This window comes from Zobellia barbeyronii (assembly GCF_018603515.1).
GTDB classification, from domain to species: domain Bacteria; phylum Bacteroidota; class Bacteroidia; order Flavobacteriales; family Flavobacteriaceae; genus Zobellia; species Zobellia barbeyronii.
In genome coordinates this window covers 599,074-616,188 of sequence record NZ_JACATN010000002.1, presented here as the reverse complement: position 1 = coordinate 616,188, position 17,115 = coordinate 599,074, and the positions used below count along the sequence as shown (strand labels likewise).

Annotated in this window: 15 protein-coding genes; 5 read left to right on the top strand and 10 right to left on the bottom strand. The window is 36.8% G+C overall.

The window, feature by feature from the left end; genetic code table 11:
• Nucleotides 1-12: 12 nt before the first annotated feature.
• From rplI to hisS, 4 genes are all read left to right on the top strand, one after another.
• The gene (gene rplI / locus HW347_RS07115) at nt 13-465 is read left to right on the top strand and encodes a 50S ribosomal protein L9 (protein ID WP_214611206.1); all 453 of its coding nucleotides are present in this window, start codon (nt 13-15) and stop codon (nt 463-465) included.
• A gap of 91 nt (nt 466-556) precedes the next feature.
• The gene (locus tag HW347_RS07110) at nt 557-3,736 is read left to right on the top strand and encodes a TonB-dependent receptor (RefSeq protein WP_214611205.1); all 3,180 of its coding nucleotides are present in this window, start codon (nt 557-559) and stop codon (nt 3,734-3,736) included.
• A 62-nt stretch (nt 3,737-3,798) separates the two neighbouring features.
• On the top strand, nt 3,799-4,272 hold the full coding sequence (locus HW347_RS07105) for a DUF6495 family protein (protein WP_214611204.1): 474 nt from the start codon (nt 3,799-3,801) through the stop codon (nt 4,270-4,272).
• Nucleotides 4,273-4,387: 115 nt separating this feature from the next.
• On the top strand, nt 4,388-5,764 hold the full coding sequence (gene hisS / locus HW347_RS07100) for a histidine--tRNA ligase (RefSeq protein ID WP_214611203.1): 1,377 nt from the start codon (nt 4,388-4,390) through the stop codon (nt 5,762-5,764).
• Here hisS and HW347_RS07095 read toward each other — a convergent pair.
• The gene (locus tag HW347_RS07095; RefSeq protein WP_214611202.1) at nt 5,759-6,307 is read right to left on the bottom strand and encodes an NUDIX hydrolase; all 549 of its coding nucleotides are present in this window, start codon (nt 6,305-6,307) and stop codon (nt 5,759-5,761) included. The two genes, hisS and HW347_RS07095, sit on opposite strands and share 6 nt — an antisense overlap.
• Nucleotides 6,308-6,353: 46 nt before the next feature.
• Complete coding sequence (locus HW347_RS07090; RefSeq protein WP_214611201.1) at nt 6,354-7,442, bottom strand: M42 family metallopeptidase; 1,089 nt, start codon at nt 7,440-7,442, stop codon at nt 6,354-6,356.
• A gap of 102 nt (nt 7,443-7,544) precedes the next feature.
• Between HW347_RS07090 and HW347_RS07085 the strand changes: the two genes are divergently transcribed.
• Complete coding sequence (locus tag HW347_RS07085; protein WP_194535490.1) at nt 7,545-8,228, top strand: DUF4294 domain-containing protein; 684 nt, start codon at nt 7,545-7,547, stop codon at nt 8,226-8,228.
• 4 nt (nt 8,229-8,232) lie between these two features.
• On the opposite strand, the gene HW347_RS07080 is transcribed toward HW347_RS07085, so the two are convergent.
• The 8 genes from HW347_RS07080 to HW347_RS07045 all read right to left on the bottom strand — a co-directional run bounded on the left by HW347_RS07080 (nt 8,233) and on the right by HW347_RS07045 (nt 17,114).
• A complete protein-coding gene (locus HW347_RS07080; protein ID WP_214611200.1) occupies nt 8,233-8,475 on the bottom strand; it encodes a DUF6095 family protein in 243 nt (80 codons plus the stop codon).
• 36 nt (nt 8,476-8,511) lie between these two features.
• The gene (locus HW347_RS07075; RefSeq protein ID WP_214611199.1) at nt 8,512-9,369 is read right to left on the bottom strand and encodes a DUF4249 family protein; all 858 of its coding nucleotides are present in this window, start codon (nt 9,367-9,369) and stop codon (nt 8,512-8,514) included.
• Between the two features lie 4 nt (nt 9,370-9,373).
• Entirely contained in the window at nt 9,374-11,773 is a 2,400-nt protein-coding gene (locus tag HW347_RS07070) for a TonB-dependent receptor (RefSeq protein WP_214611198.1), read from the bottom strand.
• A gap of 127 nt (nt 11,774-11,900) precedes the next feature.
• Nucleotides 11,901-14,120: an NADP-dependent isocitrate dehydrogenase gene (locus tag HW347_RS07065; protein WP_214611197.1), complete on the bottom strand. Its 2,220-nt coding sequence runs from the start codon at nt 14,118-14,120 to the stop codon at nt 11,901-11,903.
• 707 nt (nt 14,121-14,827) lie between these two features.
• Nucleotides 14,828-15,178, bottom strand: a complete 351-nt coding sequence (gene rplS / locus HW347_RS07060; RefSeq protein WP_214611196.1) for a 50S ribosomal protein L19 — start codon at nt 15,176-15,178, stop codon at nt 14,828-14,830.
• Between the two features lie 140 nt (nt 15,179-15,318).
• A complete protein-coding gene (trmD, locus tag HW347_RS07055) occupies nt 15,319-15,993 on the bottom strand; it encodes a tRNA (guanosine(37)-N1)-methyltransferase TrmD (protein ID WP_214611195.1) in 675 nt (224 codons plus the stop codon).
• Between the two features lie 11 nt (nt 15,994-16,004).
• Nucleotides 16,005-16,448: a GNAT family N-acetyltransferase gene (locus HW347_RS07050; RefSeq protein ID WP_214611194.1), complete on the bottom strand. Its 444-nt coding sequence runs from the start codon at nt 16,446-16,448 to the stop codon at nt 16,005-16,007.
• Nucleotides 16,449-16,490: 42 nt separating this feature from the next.
• Nucleotides 16,491-17,114 carry a tRNA (guanine-N1)-methyltransferase gene (locus HW347_RS07045; RefSeq protein ID WP_155595867.1) on the bottom strand — a complete coding sequence of 208 codons (624 nt, stop codon included), beginning with the start codon at nt 17,112-17,114 and terminating at the stop codon, nt 16,491-16,493.
• Nucleotide 17,115 lies beyond the last annotated feature (1 nt).

Genomic DNA, 17,115 nt, shown 5'->3' with positions numbered 1-17,115 from the left:
TTTTAAGGCAAAATGGAACTTATACTAAAACAAGACGTAGAGCATTTAGGCTTTAAAGACGATATCGTAAACGTAAAAAATGGTTACGGTAGAAACTACCTTATTCCAAGAAGCTTAGCTGCAATGGCTACTGTTTCTGCTAAAAAGGTATTAGCTGAGAACTTAAAACAAAGAGCTCACAAAGAGAAAAAAGTTGTTGATGCTGCTAGCAAAACGGCTGAAGCTCTTAAAGCTTTGGAAATGAAAATTTCTGCTAAAACAGGTACAGCTGATAAGTTGTTTGGATCGGTTACTACAATTGATCTTGCTGCAGCTCTTGAAAAAGAAGGTCACAGTATTGATAAAAAGTTTATCAACATTCAAGGTGGTGCCGTTAAACGTACTGGTCCTTACAATGCACAGATAAGATTACACAGGGAAGTTGTAGTAGATTTCCCTTTTGAAGTTGTTGCTGCCAAGAAATAATGGTTAATAACAACTTATAACTTAAAAGAGCTGTGCTTGCATAGCTCTTTTTTTTTGTTCTTTTTTGTAAGACTAACTCAAACAAATGATTATGTCTTACAAAGTCCCTTTAAGTGTTGTTCTATTCTTCACTTTTTTTAGTGCAATTGCACAGGTCACCACCTCAAATATGAGTGGATCGGTGGTCGATGATCAAAACTTACCTTTATTAGGCGCCAACGTGGTTGTTGTGCACACGCCAACGGGCACAAAGTCAGGTGCCATTACCAATGAAGATGGTCTTTTTAAAATCCTAAACCTAAGGGTTGGTGGACCGTACATTGTAACAATTTCTTATGTAGGTTTCAAGGAACAGACCTTAAACGACATCTACTTGTCTTTAGGAAAGACTTTTACTTTAGATGCTGTTCTAGCAACTGAGAGCCAAGCTTTGGATGAAGTAGTGGTAATCTCAGATCGCGGAGGAACATTTGGAAGTGATCGTACTGGTTCAGAAACTAGTGTTGGTAGAAGAGAATTGACCAAGCTTCCTACTATTTCTAGATCTGCGGAAGATTTTACAAGATTAGAGCCTAGTGCTTCAGGGACTCCTGGTACAGGTGGTCTTTCATTTGGTGGTCGTAATGACCAATACAATAACTTTTCTTTGGATGGTTCTTTCTTTGGAAATCCTTTTGGTTTGGATGCACCTAGTCCTGGTGGTCAAACGGGATCACAGCCAATATCTTTAGATGCTATAGATCAAATTCAGGTGTCTTTGGCTCCTTATGATGTTACGCAATCAGGTTTTACCGGAGCTACTGTTAATGCGGTAACCAAGAGTGGTACAAATGAGTTTCATGGTAGTGTTTACGGTTTCTTTAGAAATGAAAGCCTTACCGGTGGTAAAATAAAGGGAGAAGATGTAGTAAAGCCTGACTTGAAGCAAAATCAATATGGTGTTAGCATTGGTGGTCCAATAGTAGAAAACAAACTCTTTTTCTTTGCCAATTTTGAACGCGATCAAAGAGATGATTTAGGTACTAGCGGTTGGGTTCCAAATACGGGCTCAGGAGCTATTAACGAATCTAGAGTTTTAGAAAGTGATTTAATGTCTGTCCAGTCTGCACTATCCGGATTGGGGTATGATACGGGAAGATATGACGGGTTTACTTATGGAGCTGAATCAACAAAAGGTATTTTTAAATTAGACTGGAATGTTAATGATAACCATCGTTTAGCAGTAATATATAATTTCTTGAAGTCATCAAGAGAACAGCCAGCTCACCCTACAGCACTAGGTGTAAGAGGACCTAGCTTTCAAGTTTTGCAGTTTGAGAATTCGGGTTATGAAATCAATAACAATATTCAGTCATTTCAGGTGGAGCTGAACTCTACTTTTGGGGATAACGCAACAAATAAATTACAAGTTGGGTATTCTCATTTTGATGATTTTAGAAATGCACTTTCTTCACCTATGCCTGCTATTACTATTCAAGATGGAGCTAATAGTAATTATATTATTGCGGGGCATGAGCCTTTCTCTATTAATAATACACTTGATCAGAAGGTATTTCAGATTACGAACAACTTTAACTATTTTATGGGTAACCATACCCTTACAGTGGGTGCTTCTTTTGAAAAATTTCAATTTGACAACTCCTTTAATTTAGGGGCTTATGGTTATGATGAGGATGGAGATTTTAATCAAGAGGTGGGTGCTTTCGCATCATATCCTTCTTTAGCAGATTTTCAAACAGATGTTGCTGATGGTACTTTAGCGGCTGCATTGGCCAATGCTCAAAACATTTTTACTAATAGTAATGCTGCCGGTGTAGGTAATGATGGTGGTTGGGCATTAGCGGAAACCAACGTAGGTCAGTTTTCTTTTTACGTTCAAGATGACTGGGCTGTAACTCCTGATTTCAAATTGACTTATGGTGTTCGTTTTGATAAGCCTTTATATTTTGATACTGATGATAAAATTCAGGAGAACATAAATCGGAAGCCATTTACTTTCGATCCAGCAATTCCTTATTTTAATCCTCAGACCGATCAAGAAACTACATTAGATTCTAAAACGTTACCAAGTAATAAATTTCTTATTTCGCCAAGGGTAGGATTCAATTGGGATGTTAAAGGAAATCAGACTACTCAAATACGTGGTGGTAGTGGTGTTTTTACAGGTCGTTTTCCTTTTGTTTGGTTAGGAAACCAGGTACAGGGTCTAGATTTTTTCTTTTATCAGATTGTTGATCCAGATTTCAAATGGCCACAAGTATGGCGTACCAACATTGGTGCGGATCATAGATTTGATAACGGTGTTATTTTAACTGCCGATCTTTCGTATACCAAAGACCTTAACGGAGCACATGTTCAAAACTGGGGATTGAGAAATCCTTCTGGGACTTTAAATGCCCCCGGAGATAATAGACCTGTTTATACTGCTGCAGATAAAGGAAATAATGGGTATGTGTTTACAAACTCTGATAAAGGCAGAATCTTTAATGCATCTTTAAAAGCTCAAAAAAGTTGGGATAACGGTCTTTTTGCAAGTGTTGCTTATAACTATTTGAATGCTAAAGATGTCAATTCTATTGAGGCGGAAATTACAGGTGATGCTTTTGATTTTAATCCAAATTTAGGGGATGCCAACCAAGATGTGCTTTCGTTTTCAAAGTACGGAGATACGCATAGATTTATTGGAGCTGGAGCAAAACAGTTTAACTATGGTGCTAACAAGAATTGGTCAACTACTATTTCTACTTTCTTTGAATATGCTAAAGGCGGAAGGTTTAATTATACCTATGCTGGTAACATTAATAATGATAGTTCATTTCAGAATAATGATTTGCTTTATATTCCAACAGCAGCTCAAGTGCAACAAATGCAATTTTCTGGAGCTGGCCAAGCAGATGCTTTTGAGCGTTTCATTCAGCAAGATGAATACATGAGTGATAATAGAGGTCAGTATTTTGATCGCTACGGAGCTCTTTCGCCATGGAGAGGAAAGTGGGATGTAAAGTTCTTACAAGATTACCGCTTCAATGTAACGGAAAACAAGCAACACACTATTCAATTTAGCATAGACATTTTGAATTTTGGTAATTTATTGAATAGTGACTGGGGTGTAATCCAACAGCCAAACAGCTTAAATCCGTTATCTGTATCGGTTGATGCAAACAATGTTCCCACCTATACATTCAATGAACAGATTACCGAGACTTTTGGTTATGACTCAAGTTTGTTCTCTAGATGGCAAATGCAATTCGGTTTACGTTATATTTTCTAAATTAACTTAATATTTATTAGAATTAGGTCGTACGTTTCGTGCGACCTTTTTATTTTTGCAGAATGAAATACACTAGGCTTACCAAGCAGCAATTAGAAGAGCTAGAACAAGAGTTTATCAACTTTCTGGCTACACAATCCATTACTGGAGATGAGTGGCAGGAAATAAAAGCGAATAAGCCACAAGTAGCCGAAGACGAAATTGACGTTTTTAGTGATTTGGTCTGGGAAGGCGTCCTTGCAAAAGTTCAGTATCTAGAGAATATTTCTGAAAAACAGATGCATCTTTTTTATTTAGCGGAAAAGGAAATGAAACTAATTTCTGTTAAGGTGATGAACCCGGATATAGACTTGAATACTACTATTGGGTTTTCTTGGTTCAAAAAGAATTGGCAATCAGATTTTGTTGAGTATCTAACGGCTTCTAAAGCATATACCGAAGATAAGAATTTGGATAAATTTCAACTTATTGAGCAAGGGGCTGCTATAACCAAAGGCGACCTTTACCAATGGTTTGAAAAAGTTATTGACGCTTAAGTAGATCAACTCTTTATTTTTTAAGAAAACTCCGTTTCGGAGCAGAAGGAGGATTATCCATATAAAACGATGCTCCTCTTCCTAAAATTTTATATTTGCATCACAATTATATCTAATGGCACAAAAACCTAGTATACCAAAGGGAACCAGAGATTTTACTCCTTCCGAAGTCTTTAAAAGAAATTACATTTTTGATATTGTAAAGAAACATTTTCAGACATTTGGTTTTCAGCCTATTGAAACTCCTTCTTTTGAGAACTCAGATACGTTGATGGGCAAATATGGAGATGAAGGTGATCGCTTGATTTTTAAGATTTTGAATTCAGGGGATTATCTTAATAAGGTTGATGATGCTACGTATAGTTCAAAGAATTCAAATGCGTTGACTTCTAAAATCTCAGAAAAAGCACTCCGTTACGATTTGACGGTGCCCTTTGCGCGGTACGTGGTAATGCACCAAAATGAGATTGATTTCCCTTTTAAGCGATATCAGATTCAGCCTGTTTGGCGTGCAGATAGACCTCAAAAAGGTCGCTTCCGTGAGTTTTTTCAGTGTGATGCTGATGTGGTTGGTTCTGATTCTTTATTACAAGAAATAGAATTGGTACAATTGTATGATGCGGTTTTTACTGATTTAAAGTTAACTGGAGTCAATATTAAATTGAACAACAGAAAAATTCTTTCAGGTATAGCCGAAGTAATTGGAGCACAAGACCTTTTGATAGATTTTACCGTGGCTTTAGATAAGTTGGATAAAATTGGTGAAGAAGGTGTAAAGAAAGAAATGGCAGAAAGAGGGCTTACTCCTGAGGCTATAGCCAAAGTAGAACCACTTTTTTCACTTTCAGGAAGTAACCTAGAACAACTTGAGGCTTTGAGAGATTTATTAAAAGACTCAGAAACGGGAAGCAAAGGAGTAGAGGAGTTGACTTATATAGTAAGTACTGTAGAAGAGCTGGGCTTACAGTCCGCTAAACTTTCTATTGATGTTACTTTGGCCCGCGGCCTTAATTATTATACTGGAGCTATTTTTGAAGTAGGTGCACCAGAGGGAGTTAAAATGGGCTCTATTGGTGGTGGCGGTCGATATGATGACCTTACTGGTATTTTTGGGTTAAAAGATGTTAGCGGTGTTGGAATCTCTTTTGGTTTAGATCGTATTTATTTGGTATTGGAAGAATTGGGCCTTTTTCCGGAAAGCATTGACCAGTCATTACAAATACTTTGTTTAAACTTTGGGGATAAAGAGGCGTTGGCTTCTTTGAGGTTAGTATCCGCTTTGCGAAAAAATGGTATAAAATCAGATGTGTACCCGTCTAACGCAAAAATTAATAAGCAGTTTAAATATGCCAATAACCGGAATGTTCCTTATGTAATTTCAATTGGTGAAAATGAATTGGCAGAAAATGCTTTTGTCGTCAAACATATGGAAAGTGGTGAACAACAAACGTACGCTCTAGATGCTATACTTGATTTTGTAGCAAAACTATAATCGCTTTTTAATCTCTTTTATAATGGTCTTATAGTATTCCGTACTATGGGGAACATATTTTTGGATATTGGCCAAGCCCCAAGTTTCTTGTGAAAATTGGATTAATGAAACCAAGGCAAGGTCATCAACTTCGCTTTCTTGTTTTTTAAGTTGGTGCAATGGTATTTTGAGTTCACATAGAAAAGTATGGTGAAACTCACAGTCTATCAAATTCTCCGAATGTCTGTGGACCGATTTAAAAATCCCTATTTTTTCTAGTTCTTCCGTTTGAATAGTGAGACCAATTTCTTCTTCAATTTCACGTACTGCAGATACTTCAGTGTTTTCGCCGGCGCCTATATGTCCTGCTACAGAAACATCCCAAAGTAGGGGGAAGATAGCTTTGCTTTTAGACCGTTTTTGAATCAGAATTTGTCCGTTGGAGGTGTAAAACCATATATGCACAGTAGGATGGAACAACCCTTTGCGGTGTGCTTCGGATTTCATTGCCGTTTTGTCAGTGGCGTTTCCATCGGAATCAAGAATATCAATTAACTCATCCATAACTAAAAAAAAGAACCCTCCTTTTTGGGGAGGGTTGTGATTTGTTTTAATCGAAATAACTAAAAGTTTCTCCGTCTTTTATATTCAGGATCGTTTCGTAAATCAACCTGATTACGTTTTCAACATCGTCTCTATGGACCGTTTCTACCGTAGTGTGCATGTAGCGTAACGGTAAAGAAATTAGAGCGGAAGCAACACCACCATTACTGTACGCAAAAGCATCAGTATCAGTTCCGGTTGCTCTAGAGGCAGCCATACGCTGAAAAGGAATCTTATTAGCTTCGGCAGTTTCAAGTATGCGTTCGCGTAATTTATTCTGAACAGCTGGTGCATAAGAAATTACAGGGCCAGCACCTATTTCTGTATGGCCTTGAGTTTTTTTATCAATCATTGGTGTAGTCGTGTCATGACACACATCTGTAATGATAGCTACGTTTGGTTTAATAGTTTGTGTAATCATTTCTGCACCACGTAAACCTATTTCTTCCTGAACAGAGTTGGTGATATATAATCCAAAAGGTAATTTTTTCTTGTTCTCATGAAGTAAACGAGCAACTTCAGCAATCATAAAACCACCGGCACGGTTATCAATTGCACGACAAACAAATTTATCACCATTCAATATTTGGAACTCGTCTGGGTAGGTAATGACACATCCTACATGAACGCCCATTTTTTCTACTTCCTCTTTATCCTTGGCGCCTATATCAATAAAAATATTATCTAATTTAGGAGGTGTCTCTTTTCCTTTATCGCGTGTGTGAATAGCTGGCCAGCCAAACACACCTTTAACGATTCCGTTCTTGGTATGAATGTTCACCCATTTAGAAGGAGCTATTTGATGATCGCTACCGCCGTTTCTAATTACGTAAAGCAATCCGTTATCGCTAACATAGTTCACGTACCAAGAAATTTCATCAGAATGCCCTTCGATAACCACTTTAAATTTAGCATCAGGATTAATTACCCCAACGGCCGTACCATAGGTGTCCGTTATGAAAGTATCTACATATGGTTTAAGGTATTCCATCCATATTTTTTGACCTTCCCACTCGTAGCCTGTTGGCGCCGCATTGTTCAAATATTTTTCAAAAAAATCAAGTGATTTTTTGGTAAGAATTTTCTTTGTAGCCATTAAGTTTATATTTAGATACGAATTTACTAATATTCACTTTTATTTAATAATAAGCAGACCTATTTATCGTTATTTTGGCAAGGCTTTTGTATAATGTCGGTTATGAAAAAAACAATTTTGTTTTTATTTTTAGTAAACCTCGTGTTTATAGGGTATGCCCAAATAGAGGAACAGCCATTGGATTCCATTAAGGAGAAGATGATTATAATAGAGGGTGACTCCATTTTTAGGAATTCTATTGACTTAGATGAAGTATATCTGTTCGGTAAATTAAAATTCAGTTCATACAAGGATAAATTACGGTACTATATTCTTCGAAGAAAGACGTTGAAGGTCTATCCGTATGCCAAATTAGCAGCTGAACGTCTAGAAGAATTGAATGACAGTATTACGAAAATTAAGAAAAAGAGACATCAAAAAAAATATACAAAAGAAATTCAGCAGTTTATAGAAGAAGAATTTTCTGCGGAACTTAAGAAACTTACCCGTACAGAAGGTCAAATTTTGGTAAAACTAATATATAGACAGACCGGTGAAACTGCATTTGAGCTAGTAAAGGAGCTTCGTAGTGGCTGGCGTGCATTTTGGTACAATACTACGGCCAGTATGTTCAATATTAGCTTAAAAGAGCTTTTTCAGCCTGAGACAGTGCATGAGGATTACCTTATAGAAGATATTTTACAACGTGCTTTTACAGATTTTAGGTTGGAGCGTCAAGAATCGGTTTTAGATTACGATTATGCTCAGTTAAGCGACAAATGGGGAGACGTAAGTAAGAAGCACTAGATATTTAATTTTTATTTTTCTTCCCAAATAGAGAATCCATTATTATTTTTAAGCTATAAAAAGCCATAGCTATAGCGCCAATGGCAATAATAAAGCCCAATATAAGAACTGGCCAATATAAGGGATGTCCCTGGTTTTTGAATGCCTGATATATAACGCCCGGCGCCAAAAACATAAGAGCAATAGTGTAGCCAATATGTTTAATGCCTTTTACGAGCATGTCTTTATCCGTTCTCTTTTGAGACATAATTATAGTATACTTTTATAGGGTGAGTTGAATAGATTATTCTATAGTAATAGATTTGGTAAAGGTTTGGCATACCGCAAAATAGCCTAATGCAAAATTTTCTTGATCTATTGAATAGGCTAAGTTATCTAAATCTGAAAGATCTTCAATATTAGTTACGTTTAGAATATTTCCTCTAACCGTTGCGGAAGGAGTCTGAAAAGGTCCTTGATCTCCTCCAGATTGAACAATAATTTGGTTCATATAATTATAGAAAGCCCTATCAACACCAAGAATACTTATATCTATGGTCATATCTTCTTTTACGTCATCATCATAAAAATAGGAAAATTCAAAAGTGCGTCCTGGGTAAAAAGTGTCTTCCGTGACCAGATATTCATTAAAATCAAAATCGAATAGATAAAAGTCGGTTTGATTGGGCTGGTCATCAAATGCTACGATAATTTCGGTTTCTTCTCCAGAGAAAAGAGTGGCATCGCCTTGTTCTAATTTCTTAATAGGAACTGCAGGTACATAAGCTGTTCTTGCAGCATATCTAGAGCCTTCGTGCTGTATGAAAAGAATCAACTCACCAGAGGTCATAAAGTCTACTGTGGTTTCACTTTGGTATACTCCGCTGCCAATAAAGGTTTCAAAGAGTGGTATATTTTCTTGGCTCTCCAAGTTGGTGATACTTATTTGTTCCAGTATGGCAGGTTCTATAGTTTCGAAAAAATTACTTGAAACACTCACTTTTACTTCGGCATAATAATTTGTGGAAGGCTGTGTGGTGTCAATGCGCATTAGAGCATCAACGGTTAACCTAGCTTTGTCCGTTGGAACTTCAACTTCAATAACATCTTCACAAGCCGTAAAAATTGGAAGCATACAAAGTATATATATTAACTTTTTCATAGACTTAGAATTTGAAGTTATAAGTTACTGCGGGAACAATACCAAAAATAGAGGTACGAACCGCTTCATTGGCACCAGTATCTTCGTTACGGCTAAAACTTATAGATGCAGCATTTCTGCGGTTGTAAACATTATAAATACTGAAAACCCATTCCGTTTGCCATTTTCTGTTCTTATTCTTTTTGGGAGTAAGTGTGGCTGAAACATCCATACGATTATAAGAGGGTAGGCGTTCTTCATTCCTTAGGCCGTAATAAGGGATAGTAAGTCCTTGAAAACTGAATTGCCCAATAGGATAGTTTGTAGGTTGGCCTGTTTGAAAAACAAAATTGGTATTGAAATTCCACTTCTCGTTTAGGTCGTAACTTGCATAAACAGATACATCATGAGTTTTGTCGTATGGCGTGTTGTACCAAGCTCCTGAATTTATACCCGTTTCTGTAAAAGATGTACCATCAGATAAATCTACGGTTCTACCGGGAGTTCTCTGTTCGGATTTTGATAGGGTATATGCAAGCCAACCTTGAAATCTACCTTCATTTTTACGTAGTAAAAACTCCAGTCCGTAGGCTCTTGCCTCTCCATTTAAAATAACCTGTTCAATAGCATCATTGGCTATTAAGTTGGCACCGTCTATATAATCTATCCTGTTTTGAATATCCTTATAAAAAACTTCGGTTTCCACAGAATATTCACCATCACTAATCCTTTTAAAATACCCAACAGCGTACTGATCTAAAAGTTGGGGTTTTACGAAAGGGCCACTTGGCGTCCATACATCCAAAGGAGTAGGGGAGCTGGTGTTTGAAATGAGGTGTAAGTATTGTGCAAGACGTGTGTAACTAGCTTTTATAGAACTATTATCATTTAAAGTGTATGCTAATGAAATACGGGGTTCAAAATTATTGAAAGTAGCTAAACTGCCGCTTTTTTCTACACTGTAGGTATCAATAGCGATACCTTCTTGATATACATTTAGTACGGGGTCAAAGATAACGGGACTGTCATTAAAATACACATTGATCTCATCCTGCCCCAGACGAATAAAGTTGCTGAATCGCAGTCCGTAGTTAAGACTTAAATTCTTTGTAATGTCATGCTCAACATCAATATAAGCGGCAAATTCGTTTGCGTATTTTTGAGTAAGTTGTTCTTCAATGATACCCGAGTCTGCATTGCTAGGCTCTATTTTACCGGGATTAAAACGATAATAGATGTTATTAATACCGTAGTTGATTTGAAACTTGTCATTTACGTAATGCTTCAGGTCATATTTAATGTTGAAGTTTTCTATACCCGAATTCCAATCAAAACCTACAAAGTCTAATTTTAAACCATAGTAGTAGTTAGAATAAATTAAAGATAGGTTAGAAAACAGTTTGTCTGAAAACAAGTGGTTCCACCTAAAATTCCCAACGGCATTCCCGTAGGTGTTTACAAAGCTATCACTCACACTAAATACATCACGACCAAAGTAACCCGATAGAAAAATACTGTTATTATCGTTTATATTGTAATTAAGTTTGGTGTTCAAATCATAGAAATATGCGGTGTTGTCTACATCAAAAAGCGGTAAAAAAAGATGAGCATATGAAGCACGACCTCCAATAAGGAAAGCGGCTTTATCTTTTTTAATAGGACCTTCAACCAGTAAACGACTAGCCACAGCACCAATACCTCCGTTAACTTTTATTTTTTTACTATTACCTTCCTTTTGAAAAATATCTAGAACAGAAGATACTCTTCCACCATAACGGGCAGGAATTCCCCCTTTGTAAAGTTTGATATCTTTTATGGCATCAGGATTAAAGACGGAGAAGAACCCAAAGAGGTGTGATGAATTAAAAATAGTGGCTTCATCTAGTAGTATTAAATTTTGGTCAACCGAGCCACCACGTACATTAAAGCCAGAAGAGCCTTCTCCTGCATTGGTTACACCAGGGAGTAATAAGATGGATTTTATTACATCGGCTTCGCCTAAAATAACAGGTATTTTTTTTATTGTGCCAACGGATAAGGAGTTTACGCTCATTTGTGGCTCACGAACGTCCATTTTCTCTACATCTTCCGTAACCACTACTTCTTGCAATTGTTCAGCAGATTCTTCCAAAGAAAAATTTATCTTTTGGTCTGCATCAAGTGTTATGATTTCAATAATATCTTGAAAACCTAAATAACTTACTTGCAGTTGGTATTCACCTTCAGGCAGGGTAATTGAGTAAAAACCATATTCGTTGGTAGTGACTCCGGTTTGTATTGCTGGAAACGCAATAGTTACACCAATAAGGGTTTCATTACTGGAGGCCTCTGAGATAGTACCGCTTAAGGTGTATCGTTCTTGAGAGAAGCTATCAATGAAGAAGAGCAGAAAGACCGCAAGAGCAATCTTGGTGAGTTGATTCATCTTAAGGAGCAATTTTTCATAAAAGTAACCAGAAAAACACCTACTGGGAAAATGTTAACAGTATTTTAAAAAGAAAGAGGCCTCTACCAAAGTAGAGGCCTCTTTAATATTCTAAGAATTCTAGAAATTAGATAGTATCTAAAATAGAATTAAAAGTTTGGCTAGGTCTCATTGCCTTTGAAACAAGCTCTTGGTTTACTTTGTAATACCCGCCAATATCTTGAGGTTTGCCTTGAGCATTCATTAGTTCATCAACAATTTTAGATTCTTGTGCTGAAATCACTTCAAAAACTTTTTTGAAAGTAGCCTGTAGCTCCGCATCTTTTGATTGATTTGCTAGGGCTTCTGCCCAGTACATTGCCAAGTAAAAGTGGCTTCCTCTTGTATCTATTTCATTTACCTTTCTTGAAGGCGACTTATCGTTGATCAAGAATTTTTCTGTAGCGCTATCTAAAGCATCACCTAAAATTCTTGCTTTTTCATTATTGTTCTTTTCGCCATAAAAGTCTAAAGAGACACCCAAAGCAAGAAACTCACCTAATGAATCCCATCGCAAGTGGCCTTCCTCTAAAAATTGCTGCATGTGCTTTGGTGCAGAACCACCTGCGCCCGTTTCAAAAAGACCACCACCGTTCATTAACGGTACAATAGATAGCATTTTTGCACTAGTACCTACTTCAAGAATAGGGAAAAGGTCAGTAAGGTAATCTCTAAGCACGTTTCCTGATACGGAAATAGTGTCTTTACCATCTTTAAGTCTAGCAAGTGTAAACTCTGTAGCTTCCTTTGGTGCAAGAATACGGATGTCTAATCCTGATGTATCATAATTTGGCAAATATTCATTTACTTTTTTAATAAGCTCAACATCATGTGCGCGATTTTCATCTAACCAGAAAACAGCAGGATCATTGGTAGCTCTAGCCCTAGAAACAGCTAATTTTATCCAATCTTGGATAGGTGCATCTTTTACTTGGCACATACGCCAGATATCACCTTCTTCAACCGTATGTTCGTCAAGAACTTTCCCAGAATTAACATCAATAACCTTTACGGTACCTGGATTTTTAATTTCAAAGGTTTTGTCATGCGAACCATACTCTTCAGCTTTTTGAGCCATTAGGCCTACGTTTGGTACAGTACCCATTGTAGTAGGATCAAAAGCACCATGTTCTTTACAGAAATCTATGGTTGCAGAATATATATCGGCATAGCTGCTATCAGGGATAACTGCTAAAGTATCTTGTTGTTCACCTTTGGCATTCCACATTTTTCCTGAACTACGTATCATTGCTGGCATTGAAGCATCAATAATAATATCACTAGGAACATGAAGATTGGTAATACCTTTTTCAGAATTTACCATAGCCAAAGCAGGACCTTCATTAATGGCTTTTTGAATATCATTTTCAATAGCCTCTCTTTTATCGGCAGGTAGCTCTTGAAGTTTAGCGAACAAGTTCTCTAATCCGTCATTAGCGCTAATACCTAAATCCTTAAAAGTATCTTTATATTTTGTGAAAACATCAGCAAAGAAAACCTCTACAGCATAACCAAAAATAACCGGATCGGATACTTTCATCATAGTTGCCTTCATATGAAGCGAGAATAAGACTCCTTGTTTTTTGGCTTCTTTGATCTGCTCTTGCAAAAATGCTACAAGAGCTTTTTTGCTCATTACAGTGGCATCAATAATCTCACCTTCTAAAAGGCTTAATTTATCTTTAAGAACAAGAGTTTTTCCATCGTTCTGAACTAATTCTATTTTTATAGCTGTAGCAGAGGGTAATGTCAATGATTTCTCATTGGCTTTAAAATCGCCATGAGCCATAGTGGCCACCTGTGTTTTTGAATCAGGGCTCCACGCTCCCATACTATGTGGGTTTTGCTTAGCGTAATTCTTAACGGCTCTTGGAGCTCTACGGTCAGAATTCCCTTCACGAAGAACTGGGTTTACTGCACTACCTTTAATTTTGTCGTATCTAGACTGAATATCCTTCTCTGCTTCGTTAGAAGGCTCATCTGGATAACTAGGTAAAGCGTACCCGTTGTCTTGAAGTTCTTTAATAGCTTCTTTTAATTGAGGAACAGAAGCACTAATGTTTGGAAGCTTGATAATGTTAGCCTCAGGCTTTTTAGCCAAAGCTCCCAACTCTTCCAAGTCGTTCGCTATTATTTGGTCGTCTTTAAGAAAATCAGGAAATACCGCTATAATTCTTCCGGCCAAAGAAATGTCTTTGGTCTCAATTACGATATTGGCAGTTTTAGTAAACGCTTTTACAATTGGTAAAAATGACTGTGTAGCTAAAGCCGGAGCTTCGTCTGTTTTTGTGTAAAAAATTTTAGACATGTAAAGAAAGGTTTAATTTAAAGCGAAGTAAATATACGACATTAAGTATTCTTGCGAGTCAAAAGATAAGCCCTAGTTGCGAGCAGATTCGCTTTAGAAGCTATTTTAACAAAAACCTTGCGAATTAGGAAAAAAAAAGGCAAAACAAAAGCCATATCATTGTACGTGTACATTGATATGGCTTTTTAGAAATTGATATAGCAAACTTTCTTCCCTGTTCTTCTGACAGATCGGCAACCCTTGATTGCATTCGCATCACAATTTCAACGTTTGAGATTAACTGTACTTCATCATCGGATCAAGCTACAACTTATATCTCTTCTCATTGTTTACACAATCTTTGTGCATATTTCCTAGACTTGCGTCTGTTGAATATTTACAAATATGTTCACGTAATCATTTCTCAAAAAGCGACAGCCTTTTGTTGATACGTTCGTTTTGCTAAATGGCGTACTCTGAAATACATCTTTAAACATTTATAAAACCTAAACAATAATATAAAGAACGCAAACTCTATAACAGTTTTGGAATTTCTCTTTAGACAGAGATTTTCTTCTTCTGTTTAATAAAAGTAGGAAAAATAGTTAAAGCTACCAAGATTTTTAACATATTAATAATCAACATGTTATGAACCATGGATATTAACAATTGTTCATAACGCAAAAATCCCGCTATTGCGGGATTTTTTACTACTATATGTTATTGGTTTAAGAACGAACCTCTTTGATACGCGCTTTCTTACCAGTAAGACCTCTAAAGTAGAAGATACGAGCTCTACGTACTTTACCTCTTTTGTTAACTTCAACCTTTTGTAGGGCTGGCATGTTAATTGGGAAAATACGCTCTACACCTACTGTACCTGACATTTTACGAATTGTAAAAGTCTCAGTAGAACCAGAACCTCTTCTTTGAATAACAACACCTCTAAAGAACTGAGTACGTGTTTTTTCACCTTCCTTAATTTCATAGAACACAGTAATAGTGTCACCAGCTGAAAATTTTGGAAATTCTTTTTTTGGAACAAACTCGTCTTGTACGAATTTTAATAATTCTTCCATGATATTTTTTTATTGATTATGTTATGGTCAACATTCACGATTATCGTCAGAGGTTAATTTAACAGGGTGCAAAAATACTCTATAAATTAGAATAGGCAATATATTTTCTTGATTTTTTGAAGCATAGGGTATTTGCTTCCTTATTCCAGTAAATCAGGCCTTCGTTCTTGGGTTCTTTTAAGGGCTTGATCTTCCCGCCATTCTTCTATTTTAGGGAAGTTACCACTCAAAAGTATCTCTGGAACCTTCATTCCTTTATATTCTGAAGGTCTTGTGTAGACAGGAGGGGCAAGGAGGTCATCTTGGAAAGTATCTGTTAATGCAGAAGTTTCATTATTAAGAACTCCAGGAATTAATCTAATAACAGCATCGCAAAGGATAGCTGCACCAAGTTCTCCTCCAGAAAGCACATAATCGCCTACAGAAATTTCACGGGTAATAAACGCATCCCTAATCCTTTGATCAACGCCCTTGTAGTGACCACAGAGAATAATAACGTTGTTAAGTAATGAAATACCGTTGGCCATTCTTTGGTTCAAAGTCTCGCCATCTGGGGTCATATAGATAATTTCATCGTACTCTCTTTCGGCTTTTAATGCCGCAATACATTTATCTATAGGTTCTATCATAAGTACCATACCGGCTCCACCACCAAATTGGTAGTCATCAACACGATTATAGCTCATGTCCGTATAGTCTCTTATGTTATGCATGTGCACTTCAACAAGGCCTTTTTCTATGGCTCTTTTTAAAATAGATGCAGCAAACGGACTTTCCAGCAGTTCGGGTAATACGGTAATAATGTCAATGCGCATTTTAATTTGGACTAAGAATTAGTGGGCCAAAAGTAGTGAAAAGCGTGAGAATCTTTTTCCCAACCTAGTTTTTCGTAGAGCTTTTGTGCAGGATTATCAATTGCGGTTTCCAGAGCAAGACCTTTGTATCCTTTTTTGGCACAGAATTCTTGTGCGATAGTTAATAAGGCAGCTCCAATTCCTTTTTTTCTGTGTTGCCCATCTACATAGAGATCATTCAATATATAACTAGCCTTCATGGAAACTGAGGAGAAAGTAGGATACAATTGAACAAAACCTGCAGGTTCCTCGTCAATAAAAGCTATAAATACGATAGATTCTGATTTGGACAAGCGTTCCTCGAGAAATGAAGTGGCAGCACTTAGGTCAGAAATTTGTTTGTAGAATACTCTGTAATTATCAAACAGGGGCGCCAATAATTGAACGTGAGATTGGTTTGCTTGTATAATTTTCATAGTGCTCTAAACTAAAAAAAGCTCCGAGAGGAGCTTTTTAAATTATTTCTGTTTCTTGTACTTGTTGATCTCGTCTTGCAGTTGCCTGCTAATTTTTTGCTCCCTTTCTAAAGCCCGTCTTCTGTGGTCTTCATATTCGGTTTCAAGTTCAGACAAATTGGTCTTGGCTTCTTGTGTCAAAATATTACTATTTCTAAATCTATAGATAAAGAAAAGTAACAATGCCAAAAGCGAAGCGATAACCGTCCAAAGGATAGCATTATATGTGCTTTTTGAAACCATAATACCTAAGAAAGACATACTGTCTTTTTCTTCGGTTACGGCAGCCAGGTTATTGGTGGTCTCTTCTAATTTTTCGTTTAGCGAACCAATTGTAGATTCGTGACCTCCTATAGTAGCTTTTAATTCACCAGCTCTTTTATTGTACCCTTTAAGGGTGTCAAGAACGTTCTGACGAAGTTTTTCTAAAGAAATAGTACGAACAACTTCATATTTCTTTCCATCTGCACGGTAGTTACCGGATTTAACGAAAACAAATTCAAATTGTTTATCTATTGGCCCTCTGTCTAAAGACAATGCGTCTTGAGTTTCTTCTTCCTCTTGGGCGAATTGTAGGTTATATGCTAGTAAAGCCGTTATAAGTAACAGGATTCTTAAGCCTTTCATG

Coding starts and splice junctions, on each gene's coding strand:
- rplI (WP_214611206.1), top strand. CDS start 13: ATGGAACTTATACTAAAACAAGACGTAGAGCATTTAGGCTTTAAAGAC.
- HW347_RS07110 (WP_214611205.1), top strand. CDS start 557: ATGTCTTACAAAGTCCCTTTAAGTGTTGTTCTATTCTTCACTTTTTTT.
- HW347_RS07105 (WP_214611204.1), top strand. CDS start 3,799: ATGAAATACACTAGGCTTACCAAGCAGCAATTAGAAGAGCTAGAACAA.
- hisS (WP_214611203.1), top strand. CDS start 4,388: ATGGCACAAAAACCTAGTATACCAAAGGGAACCAGAGATTTTACTCCT.
- HW347_RS07095 (WP_214611202.1), bottom strand. CDS start 6,307: ATGGATGAGTTAATTGATATTCTTGATTCCGATGGAAACGCCACTGAC.
- HW347_RS07090 (WP_214611201.1), bottom strand. CDS start 7,442: ATGGCTACAAAGAAAATTCTTACCAAAAAATCACTTGATTTTTTTGAA.
- HW347_RS07085 (WP_194535490.1), top strand. CDS start 7,545: ATGAAAAAAACAATTTTGTTTTTATTTTTAGTAAACCTCGTGTTTATA.
- HW347_RS07080 (WP_214611200.1), bottom strand. CDS start 8,475: ATGTCTCAAAAGAGAACGGATAAAGACATGCTCGTAAAAGGCATTAAA.
- HW347_RS07075 (WP_214611199.1), bottom strand. CDS start 9,369: ATGAAAAAGTTAATATATATACTTTGTATGCTTCCAATTTTTACGGCT.
- HW347_RS07070 (WP_214611198.1), bottom strand. CDS start 11,773: ATGAATCAACTCACCAAGATTGCTCTTGCGGTCTTTCTGCTCTTCTTC.
- HW347_RS07065 (WP_214611197.1), bottom strand. CDS start 14,120: ATGTCTAAAATTTTTTACACAAAAACAGACGAAGCTCCGGCTTTAGCT.
- rplS (WP_214611196.1), bottom strand. CDS start 15,178: ATGGAAGAATTATTAAAATTCGTACAAGACGAGTTTGTTCCAAAAAAA.
- trmD (WP_214611195.1), bottom strand. CDS start 15,993: ATGCGCATTGACATTATTACCGTATTACCCGAACTGCTGGAAAGTCCG.
- HW347_RS07050 (WP_214611194.1), bottom strand. CDS start 16,448: ATGAAAATTATACAAGCAAACCAATCTCACGTTCAATTATTGGCGCCC.
- HW347_RS07045 (WP_155595867.1), bottom strand. CDS start 17,114: ATGAAAGGCTTAAGAATCCTGTTACTTATAACGGCTTTACTAGCATAT.